Source organism: Asticcacaulis sp. P2_B1 (genome assembly GCF_056404915.1).
On record NZ_JBFUDD010000017.1, the window covers coordinates 94,217 to 109,468 of the forward strand.

Annotated in this window: 11 protein-coding genes; 4 read left to right on the top strand and 7 right to left on the bottom strand. The window is 61.9% G+C overall.

The window, feature by feature from the left end; all coding sequences use genetic code 11:
- Nucleotides 1-255: 255 nt before the first annotated feature.
- Complete coding sequence (locus tag AC1DX3_RS22620; RefSeq protein ID WP_476991617.1) at nt 256-546, top strand: sel1 repeat family protein; 291 nt, start codon at nt 256-258, stop codon at nt 544-546.
- A gap of 131 nt (nt 547-677) precedes the next feature.
- Here the strand turns inward: AC1DX3_RS22620 and AC1DX3_RS22625 are convergent, their stop codons facing one another.
- Both AC1DX3_RS22625 and AC1DX3_RS22630 read right to left on the bottom strand, forming a co-directional pair.
- Nucleotides 678-3,086 carry a hypothetical protein gene (locus AC1DX3_RS22625; protein ID WP_476991618.1) on the bottom strand — a complete coding sequence of 803 codons (2,409 nt, stop codon included), beginning with the start codon at nt 3,084-3,086 and terminating at the stop codon, nt 678-680.
- Nucleotides 3,087-3,148: 62 nt separating this feature from the next.
- Nucleotides 3,149-3,859 (bottom strand): polysaccharide biosynthesis/export family protein, encoded by a 711-nt coding sequence (locus AC1DX3_RS22630; RefSeq protein ID WP_476991619.1) that lies wholly within the window; start codon nt 3,857-3,859, stop codon nt 3,149-3,151.
- Between the two features lie 205 nt (nt 3,860-4,064).
- Between AC1DX3_RS22630 and AC1DX3_RS22635 the strand changes: the two genes are divergently transcribed.
- The 3 genes from AC1DX3_RS22635 (at nt 4,065) to AC1DX3_RS22645 (ending at nt 8,033) form a co-directional block, all read left to right on the top strand.
- Nucleotides 4,065-5,579: a GumC family protein gene (locus AC1DX3_RS22635; RefSeq protein WP_476991620.1), complete on the top strand. Its 1,515-nt coding sequence runs from the start codon at nt 4,065-4,067 to the stop codon at nt 5,577-5,579.
- Nucleotides 5,580-6,015: 436 nt separating this feature from the next.
- The gene (locus AC1DX3_RS22640) at nt 6,016-6,732 is read left to right on the top strand and encodes a P-loop NTPase family protein (protein ID WP_476991621.1); all 717 of its coding nucleotides are present in this window, start codon (nt 6,016-6,018) and stop codon (nt 6,730-6,732) included.
- Nucleotides 6,729-8,033 (top strand): O-antigen ligase family protein, encoded by a 1,305-nt coding sequence (locus tag AC1DX3_RS22645; RefSeq protein WP_476991622.1) that lies wholly within the window; start codon nt 6,729-6,731, stop codon nt 8,031-8,033. The genes AC1DX3_RS22640 and AC1DX3_RS22645 overlap by 4 nt, the downstream gene beginning before the upstream one ends.
- Here AC1DX3_RS22645 and AC1DX3_RS22650 read toward each other — a convergent pair whose 3' ends face one another.
- The 5 genes from AC1DX3_RS22650 to AC1DX3_RS22670 all read right to left on the bottom strand — a co-directional run.
- Entirely contained in the window at nt 8,034-8,858 is an 825-nt protein-coding gene (locus tag AC1DX3_RS22650) for a polysaccharide deacetylase family protein (protein ID WP_476991623.1), read from the bottom strand.
- A complete protein-coding gene (locus tag AC1DX3_RS22655; protein ID WP_476991624.1) occupies nt 8,858-9,781 on the bottom strand; it encodes a glycosyltransferase family 2 protein in 924 nt (307 codons plus the stop codon). The genes AC1DX3_RS22650 and AC1DX3_RS22655 overlap by 1 nt, the downstream gene beginning before the upstream one ends.
- The gene (locus AC1DX3_RS22660; protein WP_476991625.1) at nt 9,778-11,244 is read right to left on the bottom strand and encodes a lipopolysaccharide biosynthesis protein; all 1,467 of its coding nucleotides are present in this window, start codon (nt 11,242-11,244) and stop codon (nt 9,778-9,780) included. The genes AC1DX3_RS22655 and AC1DX3_RS22660 overlap by 4 nt, the downstream gene beginning before the upstream one ends.
- Before the next feature lie 126 nt (nt 11,245-11,370).
- The gene (locus AC1DX3_RS22665; RefSeq protein ID WP_476991626.1) at nt 11,371-12,876 is read right to left on the bottom strand and encodes an exopolysaccharide biosynthesis polyprenyl glycosylphosphotransferase; all 1,506 of its coding nucleotides are present in this window, start codon (nt 12,874-12,876) and stop codon (nt 11,371-11,373) included.
- Nucleotides 12,877-13,098: 222 nt separating this feature from the next.
- Nucleotides 13,099-15,252: beta strand repeat-containing protein (locus tag AC1DX3_RS22670; RefSeq protein WP_476991627.1), on the bottom strand; the 2,154-nt coding region annotated here is incomplete at its 5' end.

Here is a 15,252-nt window from a genome sequence, read left to right on the forward strand (position 1 = left end):
GTCATGTGTTAACGTCTATTGTGCTCATGCTGTGTCTATTGAATTGAGTAATTACCAAGTTGGAAACTATTTTTACTGAGATTTTATCGCCATATTAATTTGTGTATAGAAATTTATTAACACCATTATTAATATTAAACTCTCATTGACACAAAATATTTAGCGTAAACTTCGTTGTTAACTCTAATTTTATCGCGTGGTGGTGAACTCGTCCTATCAACCCGTGAGGAGACGCGCAAAAAGCGCGGCACACAAATGTATACCGATAACGCGTTCGAAGCCAACAGCCTGCCCCTGCCGACCCCCGAAATGGGCGGCGACGACCTGTTCCGCCTCGGCATGATGTATTCGACCGGTCAGGGCGGCGCGCCGCTCGACCTGATTTCGGCCCATATGATGTTCAACCTGGCCGCCATGCGCGGTTCGGTCGAAGCGACCATCTACCGCCGCGAGCTGTCGCGCGAGATGGATCGCGAAGACATTGCCGAGGCGCAGAAAGCGGCCCGTCAATGGATCGATGCCGGCCGCATCGGCTGCGCGGCTTAAAAAAGCCGATGGCTTTTTTAAGCCGCGCTTTTTAGTGAGAGATTTCGCGCAAACGTGCGCGGCGGGCGGTCGCCCTTGCCAAAGTCCTGCGGACTTTGGAGATGTGAGTTTGGCGACTCTTGGGTGTGTTGTCAGGCATAGTGCGCGACGATCTCGACCTGGCCCGATATACCCGCCGGTAAAGAAATAAACTCCCCGACCGGGTCGAAAGCTTGCCACCTTTTGCCATTGACCGTCACGGCCTTGAGTTTCGATTCGGCCCGCAGACGTAACCGGATTTCCGCCGTCATCGCGGCCGGCAAGGTTACGGTCGCCTGAATGACTTTTTTCCCAGCCCGCGTTGAAAAGGCCACCTGGCCCCAGTGCGTCGTGGCATTGGCGACCTTTACCGACTCACCATCCCTCAGCCAGGCGCGCGGCATGCCCTTGCCCAGCCACAGAGTGTCCGATTCGGGATCCTCGAACACCAGCAGCCAGCGCGTCATCAGGGGCGCCACCAGTTGCGCCGGGCTGCAATAGGCCGAGGCCCAGTCGTCCGATAGCGGTCGCCGGGTTTCCGGCGCGAGCCACATGCCGCGGGTATATTGGTGCGCCATGTCGGACCAGGTCATCAGCAGGGCTTCGCGGATGCGATCGTTGCGGATTAGGCCATAACCGTGGCCGTAGGACAGGAAGCCCGCCATCTCACCGGTATTGTAACCATAGGCCATCGGCATGCCGAGGACGATGTCATGGTTGTTCGTGCGGTAGTCGACGATCAGGTCGACCTGGTCTTTCGTCAGATTGCCGGAATAGAGCATCTCCATGTAAGAGCGGTAGCTGCGCCATTGCGGGTCGGACTTGTCGCGTTGCAGGACGACGTGGAAAGGCTCTTTCACCCCGGCAATGGTCGGGATGATGGTCTGGCCATCGACGTGCAGGATCGAGCGGGTAATGGCGGTCTGGACATCCTGATTCAAGGACTCCGATTCCGCGATCAGTTGCCGGCCCCAGGCGGTGAGGTCGGGGTCGTTCGTGGTTGCGCCGGTCGATACCCATACCCGGCCGAGATCGCGGAAACCGCGCGCCGCCTCCGTGCTGTTGGAAAAATAGGGCTGCATATAGCGTTGCGGATCCGCTTCGAGGACAGCGTCGGCCTCGCTCCAGCCCGATAACATGCCGTAGGCCGGATCGTCCTTCGGCAGCAGCAGGGCCTTGGCGCGCATGGAAAGCAGGACATCGGTGATGGCGTCGATACGGCTGCGGTGTTTGACCAGCAGGCCCGGGTCGCCGCCGGCGGTGACATATTGCGCCGCTACGGTCAGCATGCGGCCGAATTGGCCGGTTTCCGGGCCGCGATAAAGAATGACGCCGTCGTCGCGGACGAATTGACCGAAATAGTTGTCGATATAGGCGCCGGCGCGGTCGATCAGACCCCATTCGATCATGGCTGCGGTTTCGACGGTGAAGGTGTCGGGGAAGCCGTCGTGTTCGCTGCCGCCGTAATTCTTGTCGACCGTGCCGTATTTGGGATAGCCGGCCGATCGTCCCATCATGGCGCGGATCAGGCTGTGACGCGCCTGGTTCATCATGCGGGTATCGGGCAGGTCGAGTTGCAAACCAGGGGCCAGGCGCGCGTCCCATTCGTCCTTGAACTTGATCAGGTCGTTATAGAAGTCGCGCGCATCGTCGCCGGTGCGCGGCGGGTAGGGCAGGTAGGAATCGACGTGCTTTGTCCAGGCCAGTTTGCCGCCTTCGATGCGGCTGATGCGATACCACACGGGCTGCATGCGTGGATTGTCGTTGATCATGCGGAATGGCGCGAAGGCCAGGAGCTCGGTCCAGACGCCGTCGCTTTCGGGATAGACGAAGCGCAGGCAGGGCAGGTAGCCGCCGACGAGGCCGTCCTGGACCTTGCCGTCCTTCCGGATATCTTCGATCGAGGGCTGATAGACGGCAGGATTGAAATTGGGCGAGCGGCCGCCATAGGCGAACCAGACCTTGTCCTGGCTCTCCGGTGTGCTGAGGAAATTATAGGTGTCGCCCCACACCTTGCGGATGGGCGGAAAGACGGCGGCGACCTCGGCATAGTCCGGGTCGCCCGGCTTGGCGAGGATGAGGCCGCCCAACAGGTCGGTGGGACTGGCGCGAACCTCGGCCTCAGTGTGGCCAAGGAAGCCCTTGGCGTAGTCGAGTGTAGTGTCCTCGCGCGACTTTCCGAAGGTCGTCATCACGCCGTCCGTGGTGACCAGGAGCAGGTTGCCATCGGGCGTGGTGAAATCCTCAAGCACGACGAAGTTGTCAGTGATTTCGACCAGGGTCCACGGACCGAAGGTCGCGCCGCGCGCGGTGGTTTGTTTGTCGCTGCCGTTTTGCAGCTCGACGTGGTCGGCGTCGATAAAGCGGGCGACTTTCAGGCTGGACGTTTCGGGCAAGCCGGAGGTGTCGGGAGAGATTTGGCCCAGGGCGGGCAGGGCGGTGGCGCCTGCCAGGGCGGCGGCGGAGGCCAGGAGACGGCGGCGATCGATCATGGCGATTTCTTCCCGCGTAAGCGTTTTCACGAAAATTGCGCTTCTTGCCGCCCGGCTGTCAAGAGCGGCCCGTCAGCTTACTGGCCCAATGTTTACTGGAAAGCTTTATACGTAAAGTAGTTGAGGATGCCGCCCGGGATCAGGTTGTTGACATACTGTTCCATAAAGACGCCGGCTTCGCCGATATTGGTGCGGGGAACGTAGATGATGTCGAAGCGGCGGAGCGCGACCATTTGGGTGGCCCGGCCCGACAGGGGCGTTTGTAAGTCGATAATGCGGCGCATGGCTTGGCCGTCGCGGCCGCGGCGGATCAACAGCACCTGATGACCCTTGGAACTGTGGGTAAAACCGCCGGCGGCGATCGTCGCCTGAAGGGCGTCCATATCGCCGCCCATATCGACCCAACCGGGGTTTTTCACTTCACCGCCGACCAAGACGCGCATCGGCGCGGTGTCGCCGGGATAGATCATGACCTGGGGATTGCGCAAAACGCCGGTATAGGCCTGGACGATCCCGGCCTGGAGCTCGGGGATGGTTTTATAGGCGGCCATGACCTGGCCGACCAGGGCCAGGGTGATACGGCCGTCCGGGCCGACCTGGGTTAGGCGGCTCAGTTCCGGAGCGCCCGGGACGGAGATCTCAAGCTTGTCGCCCGGGTAGAAGACATAGAGCGGCTCGTCGTCCTGCCAGGTGGCGAAGGCGATATTGCCGGCCAGTGGCATTTTCTCATGAGCGACGGCGCCGCTGGCGTAAGCGGCAGCGACGCCAAGACCGGTCAGGAAGAGGGTTCTGCGGGACAGCATGGGAGCACCGTAATCAAAGATTCCGAAACGCCAAGTTTCGGCAAGGGCGACCGCCCGCCGCGCACGTTTGCGCGAGCCCCGCGGCGCTTGAGCGATTAAAACCACGAAGTGGTAAACATTCGTTAACAGGGCGGTCATTAAAGTTAATCTTACGGTTTTCTTAAGAATCGGCGAATGTGCGGCGTGCGTAGAGGATTGAGACAGAATGCGTCCTGAGCGATGGGATGAGGAAGAGCCGAAGGTCGTGCCTCTGCGCGCCGGTATGGCCGTGCCGCGTCCCGCCGTCATGAACCTCGGTGTCGGCGACATTTTGAGCCTGCTGCTGCGCGAATGGTGGGTGATGGCGCTCGTCTTCATTGTCATTTTCGGCCTTGGCGCCGCGGTCGCGATGAAAATGCCGAAAAGCTATACCGCCAGCGCCAGCCTCTTGATGTCGCTCGGCAAGGACTATGTCTATCAACCGACCGTCGGCGACGCCGCCGCCGGCGCCACCGCCACGGTCGATGAGGTCGTGCAGTCGGAAACTGAAATCCTCAACTCGACCGACGTCAAAAAGCGCGTGATTGCCAAGTTGGGTTACAAGGTCATCCTGCCCGACGATGCGGAACTGTGGTCGCCGAAAACGCCCTCCGACAAATACGATTCCGATACCGCGGCGCTCAAGGTCCTGAACGGGGGCTTTGCCGCCGCGACGGCGCCCGGCAACGGCGTTGTCCGCCTCAGTTTCAAGCACGAGAACGCCGAGTCGGCGTCATTGATCCTCAATACCTTGATCGACGAGTACCAGACCTATCGCCGCGAGGTCTATCATGACGCGATCGGGCCGGCCCTGCAAAAGCAGAAGGCCGATTTCGATGCCCAGCTGGCGGTCGCCGACCAGGCCTATCAAAGCTTCCTGGCGCAAAACGGCGTCGGCGATTTCGAAGCCGCCAAGGCGACCTATTCGAAGATCTACGATCAGGTGCAGAGCGACCTTTATGCGGCGGAATCGCAGATGTCGCAGGACCGCAGCAAGCTGAACGAGGTCGAGGCCAATCTGCGGACCCTGTCGCCGGAAATGAGCATCGAGCGCGATCTCGACCTGACCGTGCCGGCCAAGATACTGAGCCTGCAGCAGCAGCGCGCCGACTTGCTGTCGCGCTATATGCCCGATGCCCAGCCGGTCAAGGATATCGACGCCCAGATCGCTTCCTATCAGGCGATGATGGCCAGCGGCCAGGGCGTCGGCGAAGCCACCCATAAATTGGGCAGCAATCCGATCTATCAGGCGGTGTTGCAGCAGAAATTCGATCTCGAAGCCGATATGGCGTCACAGGAAGGCAGGCGGGCGCAGCTTCAGGCCCAGGCCGACCAGGTGACACGCAAGCTGCAGGACATGCAGGGCATTGAGGGGCAGTACACGAACCTGTCGACCGAGCGGAACGCTTTGCAGGACAATATCAAGACCTTCACCCAGCGGATACAACAGAACGACGCCGCCAACGCCATGGCCAAGGGCTCGGATGACACCGTGCGGGTGGTCGAAAAGGCGACCCAGCCGGACAAGCCCAAGAGCATGCGCAAGCTGGTGCTGATCATGGCGTTTTTGTTCGGTGGATTTACCGCGTTGTGCGCCGGGCTGCTGCGGGTGTTTACGCGCAAGGGCTTTGTCAATGCAGCCATGGCCGGCCGGGCGTTGGATTTGCCGGTTTTGGCGCAGGCGGGGGTCAAGGCGGCGTAGGATTTAGACATCCACAGATTACACAGATTGCACAGATTTTTCTGGGACGGTTTTCAGAGTTAAAGCCAAATGTCTTCAGCTAGGATGGGTGGCCTCAAGGCCGGCGCCATACACCTTGTCCATGTCGGCGGCCCCTCACCCGACAGGCTAAAGCCTGTCACCCTCTCCCCGTAAAGAGACGCGGCGAGGGGACATGTATGGCGATCGAATCTAAAATCATTCATGCTCTTCACCAGCCCGGAGTTCCGAGGCGGCGACGCCTCTCTAATCTGCGCAATCTGTGTAATCTGTGGATCGCTTCCCTTCACTTCGATAAGCCTGCAGGGAAGATCAAGACGCGGTAATCGTGCCTTGATCCCGTCACCCGGCTTTGTCACAGTGAAGGCAGCGATTCGGCGGTTGTCCGGCCGGAATACGCCAGAGTTGTTTGAGCCTTATGGTTGATCTCACACGCGAAATGGCCGACCTGATGTCGGCGCTCGGCCGGCCGCAGACGCGGCAGGGACGCGCCTTGATGTTCGTCTCGGCCCTGACCGGCGAGGGCGTGTCGACCGTGGCGCGCGAATATGCCCGCTGCGAGGCGGCCTTCGCCAAGAAACCGGTATGGCTGATCGACGCCGACCTGCGCAACCAAACCCAGATGGTGGCGCTGGGCCAGGACGCGCGGCGGTTCGGGCCGCCGGGTTCGCTCAACCAGGCCTCACCCGACGGCTCAGTCTTTTTCAAGCTGTCACCGCATGGCCGCGATGCCCGCGGCAACCCGATCGGCGACGACAAATATCTGACGGCGCGGCCGTTTCTCGACAGCCGGCTGTGGGTGACGCGCTTTCGTCAGCAGAACTTGGCGCCCGGCCAAAGGGTCAAGCTGTTCGACCAGACGACCTATTGGAAGGCGTTGCGGCAGCACGCCCAGACCATTATCGTCGACGTGCCGGCCATGGATCGCGCCAAGACGGCGCTGCAGTTGGCCGGGCATATGGACGGCGTCATCCTGGTCGTCAGCGAAGGCGCGGGCGATGTGCAAAGCCGCATCAATCTCAAAAACGATCTCGAACAGGTCGGCGGCCGTTTGATGGGCATCGTCTATAATCGCGCGCGCCATATCAACGGATCGGCGACGAGGCGGCCGCTCGGGCGGTTTGCCGCTCTTTGACAGGCGCCGTCGCCAGGTTTGTCGATCGCTTCCGGGACGACTGGCGGGGCGCCTGGCTGGCCCTGCTGTGCAGCGTCGCCGTCCTGTTCGCCTTTTCCCAGGCCTGGCAGGCGCCGTTGTTCGGCTACAGCACCGACCAGTTGCGCTGGGGCGCCATTATCCGCGTGTTCTACTATCCGTTTTACCTGTGCGGCCTGTTTGTCGCGTGGCAGGCCTGGCGCCGGCTGTGGTCGGCGACGTGGCGGACGCCGGCCATGGTGACCCTGATCAGCCTGTGCGCGGTCTCATACCTGTGGTCGGTCGATCCGTCGGGCACGCTGCGCCGTCTGATCGCGCTCCTCATGACTATCCTGTGTGCTTATGCCATCGCGGCACGGTTCAGCTGGCGCCGCCTGACCGAGGTTCTGGGCATAGCCTATATCATCATGATGTCGTTGTCGGTCATGCTGGCGATCCTTTTTCCCCACCTCGGCAAGATGCAGGAACTGTTCGTCGGGGCCTGGCGCGGCGTGTGGCTGGAGAAGAACAGCCTCGGCAACAATATGGCGATCGGCTTCGTATCGTGTGCCGCGGCGGCCCTGCATAACCCGCAGCGGCGCTATTTTTGGGGCTTCATGGCTTTGTGCATGGTCGGCACCCTGCTGATGTCGACCTCGAAGACCGCCCTGGTCGCCGCCATCCTCGGGTCGTGTGGCATCATCTTCGTCTTCCTGTCCAAGCGCGGGCCGGTATGGGGCATCACGCTGAGTTGGCTCGGGGTGACGCTGTTGATGTGTCTGGCGGCCTTCATGATCTATGCGCCGGACCACATCTTCCTGTTGCTGGGCAAGGATCCGACCCTGACCGGGCGGACCTTTATCTGGGACGGCATCGCCCGGGTGATGCAGAAACGGCCGCTATTGGGTTATGGCTATGGCGTCGTGTGGACGGATGAGGAGCCGTATGCGCCGCTCGCCAAGATCACCCAGGTGGCGGGATTTCGTGCCTACCACGCCCACTCGTGCTGGTTCGAGGTGTGGCTGGCGCTCGGCCTGGTCGGATTGTGCGTGTGGGCGGTGACGTTTGCCGGGACGTGGTTGAAGGCGTTCTATCGCAGCTTCAAGGGCGATGGCGGCTATTTCGCCTTGCCGATGCTGGCCATCTATTCGCTGTCGAGCCTGACCGAGAGTATGGCCTTGGGCTGGAACGACCTGCGGTGGGCCTTGCTGGTCATCGTGGCGGTGAAACTGTCTCTGCCCGACGATCTCGACAGCCAGGGGCAGGGCGATCCGGGACCGGCGGCGGTGCTGATGAGGTTTTGATCAGGCGGCATCCGCACGCGCAGATGCGGCCGGCAAACCCAAAGCTCGGCGAGCCCCTTCGGCGAAGGTGACGATCTCGAAGCCCGTGGCGACGGCCTCATCGACGACGCGGGCGAAGGCGTCGGGCGTGCAGCCCCATTGGGACGGATTTTCGCGGACATCGTGAGTGTAGAGCACCAGCCAGGCCGGGGCCGCCGCTGCCTTGCGCAGCCAGGTCATGGCGGTCTGCTCGCCGTTTTCGCCCTCGATGCCGACGGCCGGCGCCTGGTTGAGGTCGGTGCCGGTTTCGATCAGGCCGTGGTGCAGGGCGCGTGAGGCGAGGTAGCGGTGGTTGAGTACGGCCTTGGCCTGGGGCGAAACGTCGCCGTAAGGATAGGCAAAGGTCTGGGACGGGGCTATGCCCATGAGTTTCATGGACTGCTGGTTTCGGTCCAGTTCGCGGGCGATCTTGCCCGCCGAAGCCTTGCCGCAGTCGATGTGGGAATAGGTATGGCAGGCGATTTCGTGGCCGGCGGCGGCAAGGGCCTTGACCTCGTCCACGCGGGTATAGGCGCCCAGGTGGCAGGCCTGCCCCATCAGGCCGGCGGCAATGAACCAGGTGCCGCGGGCATTGTGTTTTTCGAGTACCTTGGCGCCGAAGCTGGCGGCCGAGGTCGGAGCGTCGTCGAAGGAAACGGTCAACATGGGCCGCGTCAGGCCGTCGAGGCGCGCCGGCTTGGTCATCATGACGCGCGCCAGACGCCGGCGCAGCTTGCCGAATATGGAACTGTCGGCCGAATAGGGCGTCTCTTCCATCGGATTACCTGGCGTCAGACTATCTGGCATCAGACCACCTGTGCGTAGAGGGCGGCGCGGTAAAGGCGCAGGGCGAAGGCACGGAGCTTGGCCGGGAGCAAGGCGGTGGTGCCGACGGCCTTGATCATGGGGCGGAGGAGGGGGAGGCCCGGTACCTTTTTGAGCAGGCGGGCGACCTTGTAGCTGGGGTACTGCGCCACGACGGTGGGGTGCTTGGCGATGACGCGGGCGAAATTGCCGACCGACTGTTCGTATTTGCGCGCGAGCGAAGCCGGGGTGTCGAGACCCATATGGGTGGCGGTATTGTCGATGTGGGAGACGCCATAGGCGCTAGCTACGCGCATGCCCCATTCGGTGTCTTCCCAGCCCCAGCCGGTGAACGATGCATCGAAGCCTTCGGCGGCGAAGACGTCGCGGCGGACGAGGAGGTTCGATGTGAAGACGTATTTTTCCGGCTGTTCGGCGCGGACGGAGGCGCTCAGGCAATCGCTGTGGCCGGCCATCAGCTTGTGGACGATGAAAGCCTTGTCGGTGGGCGCCTGGAGCAGGGAAAAGCCGCCGAAGACGACGGCGGGGTGCAGGGCGGCGGTGTCGAGCCAGCGGTCGAGGAAGGCTGTGTCGTCGGGCAGCATGTCGGAATCGAGGAAGAGGTAATAGGTCCCGCGGGCCGCGCTGGTCAGGCGATTGCGGCCGCGCGCCCGGCCTTCGTTGTCTTGGAGTGTGATCAGTTCGCAGGCCAAGCTTGTCGTGGCGATAAAGGCTTCGACCTCGGCGGTGATGTCGGGGCGCGCGGAACCGTCGTCGATCAGGATGATCTCGACCATGTGCGGGTCGCGGGTAGCCAGGGCGCGCAGCAGGGCGAGCGGGGATTCCTTATAGAACGGAATCAGCACCGACAGCCGGGGCTCGGCGGTGGTGAAGGCCGCACTGCGGAAAGGGATATGTTGCGTCATGCTGTTACCTTGGCGGTTACCTTAGCGCGCAGGCGGTGAAAAATGCGTTGCGCCGGGGCGCGGATGCCGTTGAGATCGAGCAGCCAGGCGAGGGTGCCGTAAATGAAGACGCCGCTGACGGCCTTGACGGCGAGATCGAAGACGTGGAGGCCGGTAGCGGGCATAACGGCCAGGACGACCATCATGACGGCGACGCAAGCCGCGGTCTTGAGGAGGTCGAGGACGGGGACGGGCAGGCTGAGGGTCTTCAGACCGAGCAGATAGGAAGCGGCGAGGCCGAGGCCGAAGCTGAGGCAGGAGGCGAGCGCGGCGCCGGTCAGGCCCATGATGGGGATCAGGGCGACATTGAGGGCGATATTGCTGACGGCGGGGACGGCCATGGCGACAACCAGCAGTTTGGTACGGCGGGCGAGGGTGAAAGCCTGGAGGAAATAGTAGGTGTTGAGGCCCGAGAGTAGGGCGCCCAGGCTGATCAGCGGGGTGACGCTTAAGGCATCGGCGCGGAGACCTTCGCCGATCAGGATGCCGCCGAGCGCTGGGGCGACCATGATCAGGCCGCCGACGGCGGGGAACAGGACGAAGGCCATGGTGTTGATCTGTTGGCGCGCGCTCAGTTTCAGGGCGTCTTCGCCGCCGGATTCGAGCGCATTGACCATGGCCGGGGTGCCGGCGGCGCCGAACCAGATGAACAGGACGTCGAGGACGCGCGAGGCCAGCGAAAAGCCGGCATGGTAGGCGCCGGCCTCGGCCTCGTTGAGATAGTGGGCGATGAGGAAGCGGTCGACGGTATAGAGGGCCAGAGTCAGGATCAGGCTGGCCGACACAGGGAAGCCGTAATGGGCGTATTGGCTGGCACGGACCTTGTCATAGACGCCTTTCGCCGCACGGCCCCAGTCTTCGCGGGCGAAGAAGGGCAGGCACAGTGCGACCATCAGGGCCGCGCCGACGACGGGCGAGGCGCCGCCCATGCCTAAGATCGCGCACAGAACGCCAAGCGCGAAACCGCCGCCGGTTTGCAGCATGTCGAGCAACGAGGCCTGGCCGACGCGGCCTTCGGACTTGCGTTGTTCCTGGACCAGTTTGCCAAGCGAGCGGAAGACGACGCAGCCGAGACCCAATCCCATGGCCATTTTCAGCGGTCCGCCGGCCGGCCACAGCCATAGGCCAAGCGCGCAGACCAGCGTGAAAATGACGGCGACGATGGCGAACAGACGGTAGAGGGTACCGTAAAGCGCCGGGGCTTCGGGGGTGTCGCGGCCTTCAACAGGATAGAAGCGCGCCATGGCCGACTCGATCCACGTGAAGAAGACGGTCTGGGCGAGGGACGAGATACCGAAGGTCAGGGCATAGATACCGTATTGTTCCGGTGTCAGGATGCGGGTGAAAGCCCACAGGGTGGCGAACCCGATGAGGCCTTGCAGGATATTGGCGGGGAGGTAGCCCCAGAGGCCTTTAAAGAACATAAGGCGCCTCCGGTGAGCGAGCGCGGCGAAGCAAGGCCCCCCTCCGTCTCTGCGCGAAGGGGCGCAAAGCCACCTCCCCCACGGGTGGGGGAGTGTAAGAAAGAAGGGTAGCGTCGGCAGTGATCATCAGCGTACCGTCTTCGCATCGCCGAGGAGGCAGGGAATGGTCATGGCCATGATATAGAGGTCGAACCACAGCGAATGGCGCTCGATATAGTCGACGTCGAGCACGACGCGGCGGCGGACGTCTTCGGCGGAGTCGAGGGCGCCGCGCGAGCCCTTGATGGCGGCCCAGCCGGTCATGCCGGGCTTCATGCGGTGGCGCCAGGCATATTCGGCGACCAGGACGGCGCTGTCGTCGAGGCCGGTCTTCATGCCGATAGCGTGGGGGCGCGGGCCGACCAAGGACATCTCGCCGGCCAGGACGTTGAACAGTTGCGGCAATTCATCCAGCGAGGTCTTGCGGATGAAGCGGCCAATGCGCGTGACGCGCGGGTCGCCCTTGGTCACCTGTTGGGCGGCGGTGTGGTCGGTCATGTGGGTGTACATGGAGCGGAATTTCCACACCATGATGGCTTCGTTGTTGAAGCCGTGGCGGCGCTGGCGGAAGAAGACCGGGCCCGGGCTGTCGAGTTTGATGGCGACGGCGACCGCCAGCATGATCGGGGCGAAGATAAGGAGGGCGATTGTGCCGATGACCAGGTCCTCGATGCGCTTGAACAGCTCCTTGCGCTCGTCTTCGGAAATGCCGGAAACGCGGGCCAGCGGCATGTCGGCCATGCGCGACAGGGCGGCTTTGCGCTGGCTTTCGCTTTCGACGTCGACCATCAGGGAGACTTCGTTGGGCAGGCTGCGCAGCTTTTCGATGATGTCCTTGACGCGCATCTTGGCCGAGGTATCGATGGCGACGACGATCTGGTCGACGAAGGGGGTCACCTTGTGGCCGAGCAAGGCCTTGACGTCGCCGAGGATCGGCACGCCGGCCAGGGCGTCCGGGTTGCGCGCCAGGCGGTCGTCGAAGACGCCGAGAATATTGACGTCGCGCTGGTCGATGGCGGCTTCGATCAGTTTTTGCGCGTGGCGGGTGGCGCCGACGATGATGATATTGGGCGTCAGCTTGCCCTGGCGGCGCCAGCGTTCGACGACCAGCCACCACAACATATGCAGGGTGACGAAGAAGCTTAAGGTCGAAAAGAACCAGAAACGCAGTGAGGTTTCGACGGCGATGGCGTCCGGTGCAAAGCGCGACAGGAAGAGGGCGCAGGCATAGGCGCCGGCCAGGACGCAGAACAGCTTTATCAGGTGTTTGACCAGGTGTTCGTTGCGGCCGAAACGGTACAGGCTGCAGGCATTGAGGACATAATAGGTAAGGGCCGTGACGACGATAAAGGGCACGATATTACCGAGTGGGGCGTCGAGCAAGCCCGAAGGCGCGGCGGGCAGGGCAGCCAGTCCACCGAAAAAGATCAGGCCCAACAGGTCGACTGTGCGGAACAGGCGGACGAACATGTCGCCGCTCTTGCGTTCGCGGCGCGACACCAGTTTTTCCGGGCGGAAGGGGCCGCGGCGGTCGCGCGGATCCATGATAGCGGTCGCTTTCGCGAGCTGTTCGGGGGAGAGGGCGGCGTTCATGACCGTGACGGCTACTTTCTGTGCTGGCAGACAAGCTAACGCAACGAGTTTAGGCTCCGGTTAATGGCTGGCGCTTTTCCGGACAAATTCCCCGTTTGGTAACGGTTTATGCAAGGGATATGCCACCTGAAACGCGAAAAAGGCAGGCCGTGGGGGCCTGCCTTTCGTCATTTGGGGGTTGTTGCCGGTTACCGCAAACCCACCGTGTCTGTGAGCTAAGCGCTATCTGAAGACCGTGACGTGGCTGAGGAAGTCCTCGCTGTATTGGACATTTTGCACGGTGATGACGCGGTTATCGGCAAGGGTAATCCTAACGTCCGAACCGAATTGCGCGATCACCGGTTCGTCGGGAAAGATCGAGGCGTTAGCGTAGACGTTGATATGATCGTTGTCGGTCAACGAGAAATCGGTGATCACTTCTGTCCAGATGTTGGTGTCGACAAATTGGAAGGTGTCGGCGCCACCGCCGCCAGTCAGGACATCACTGCGGTTTTCGCCGTCCAGGATATTGTCACCGTCATTGCCGAACAGATGATCCGGATCATCTGAACCAAAAAGGCGCAGGTCGGCCGAGCCGGTCAGGTGAACTTCGCTCCATGGCCCGTTGAGGACGGTAAAATCGATCGAGGTATAAAGGATGTCGATGCCGCCGGCGTGGCTACCGATGACATCACCCGTATTGTCGATATAGAATGTGTCGTTTCCGCCCCCGCCAGTCATCGTGTCGGCGCCCAGGCCGCCGTCGATGACGTCGTTACCGCCGTTCCCCGCAAGGTGATCACTGCCCGACGAGCCGATCAGAACGTCGTTGCCGTCGCTGCCAATGACGGTTGTAAAACCGATCAAGGTATCATGGCCGATATCCGCACCCGTGGCCGTACCGGTGCCGAGGTCGACATGAACGCCGCGGACCGTCGATAGTTTGTAACTCACCGTGTCGGAACCACCGCCGCCGGTCAGGATATTGTCGGCGGCATTGCCTATGAGGATATTGTTGCCGCTATTGCCGGTGGCGTTGATCGCATCGGTGCCGGTCAGGGTCAGGTTTTCAAGGTTGGTCCCCAAGACATAGCCGACCGAGCTCATGACCAAATCCTTGTCGGTGGCACTATTGTCGTTGACGACATCGAGAAGGCTGTCGACAATATAGAAGTCGTTGGCTGTGCCGCCGGTCATGATGTCGGCGCCCGCGCCGCCGTCGAGATAGCTGCCGTCCACACTGGCGCTGTTATAGACGGCCAGCAGAACATCGTCGCCGGCATCGCCGTACAGGGTGCTGCGGGTGACGCCTGTCAAGGTGTCGTTGCCGTCGCCGCCATGCAAGGTGACGTTCGCACCAGTTATGACGTTATCGAGGGCATTGCCGTTGGCTATACGGGCCTTGTCGCCGAGGATGAGATTTTCGACATTGGCGCCCAGGTCAAAGTCGACAGCGGAGTGCACGGTGTCGATACCCTCATTGGCCGCTTCAATAACGACGTCGCCCACCGCATTAACATAGTAGACGTCATTGCCGGCGCCGCCCATCATGGTGTCCTTGCCGCGTCCCCCGTCCAGGACATTGTTGCCATCGTTGCCGATGAGGACATTGGCCAGCCCGTTGCCGACACCGCTGAGATCGGCCATTCCTGTCAGGGTCAGGCGTTCGACATTGTCGGCCAGGGTATAGCTTATGCTGGAGATGACCGTGTCGGTGCCGTTGCCGGGCAGTTCGAAGACGACGTCGCCGGAATTGTCGATATAGTAGGTATCGTTGCCCATGCCGCCGCCCATCAGGTCGGCGCCGGCCTTGCCATCCAGGATGTTGTTTCCGCTATTGCCGAAGAGATTGTTGGCAAGGCTGTTGCCGGTAGCATGGATGTTGGCGGCGCCGGTCAAGGTCAGGACCTCGACATTGCCATCGAGCGTGAAGTTGACGCTTGAAAGGACGCTGTCTGTCCCCTGGCCGGTATATTCGGTGACCGTGTCGCCTGTGTTGTCGACGATGAAGGTGTCGTCGCCGGTGCCGCCGCGCATGATGTCGGCGCCCAGGCCACCATCGATCGTGTCATTGCCATCGGCGCCGCCGAGGGTGTTGTTGCCGGCATTGCCGGTGACGTGGTTGTCGAGATTGTTGCCGGTGCCGAAACGGTCGGCCGTGCCTGTGATGATCAGATTCTCGACGCTGGCGCCCAGGGTATAGGTGCCGTTGATCACGACGGTGTCGTTGCCCTGCTGGAAATATTCGGTGACCTTGTCCGACGCGCTGTCGAGATAATAGCGGTCGTCGCCAAGGCCGCCCTTCAAAGTGTCGATACCTTTTCCGCCATCGAGCGTATCGTCGCCCAGCCCACCGATCAGAATGTCGTTGCCAGCCAAGCCGTTCAGCCGATTGCC

What these genes read in the sequence shown, in the direction of transcription:
- AC1DX3_RS22620 (WP_476991617.1), top strand. Translation starts at nt 256, where the DNA reads ATGTATACCGATAACGCGTTCGAAGCCAACAGCCTGCCCCTGCCGACC.
- AC1DX3_RS22630 (WP_476991619.1), bottom strand. Translation starts at nt 3,859, where the DNA reads ATGCTGTCCCGCAGAACCCTCTTCCTGACCGGTCTTGGCGTCGCTGCC.
- AC1DX3_RS22635 (WP_476991620.1), top strand. Translation starts at nt 4,065, where the DNA reads ATGCGTCCTGAGCGATGGGATGAGGAAGAGCCGAAGGTCGTGCCTCTG.
- AC1DX3_RS22640 (WP_476991621.1), top strand. Translation starts at nt 6,016, where the DNA reads ATGGTTGATCTCACACGCGAAATGGCCGACCTGATGTCGGCGCTCGGC.
- AC1DX3_RS22650 (WP_476991623.1), bottom strand. Translation starts at nt 8,858, where the DNA reads ATGCCAGATAGTCTGACGCCAGGTAATCCGATGGAAGAGACGCCCTAT.
- AC1DX3_RS22655 (WP_476991624.1), bottom strand. Translation starts at nt 9,781, where the DNA reads ATGACGCAACATATCCCTTTCCGCAGTGCGGCCTTCACCACCGCCGAG.
- AC1DX3_RS22660 (WP_476991625.1), bottom strand. Translation starts at nt 11,244, where the DNA reads ATGTTCTTTAAAGGCCTCTGGGGCTACCTCCCCGCCAATATCCTGCAA.
- AC1DX3_RS22665 (WP_476991626.1), bottom strand. Translation starts at nt 12,876, where the DNA reads ATGAACGCCGCCCTCTCCCCCGAACAGCTCGCGAAAGCGACCGCTATC.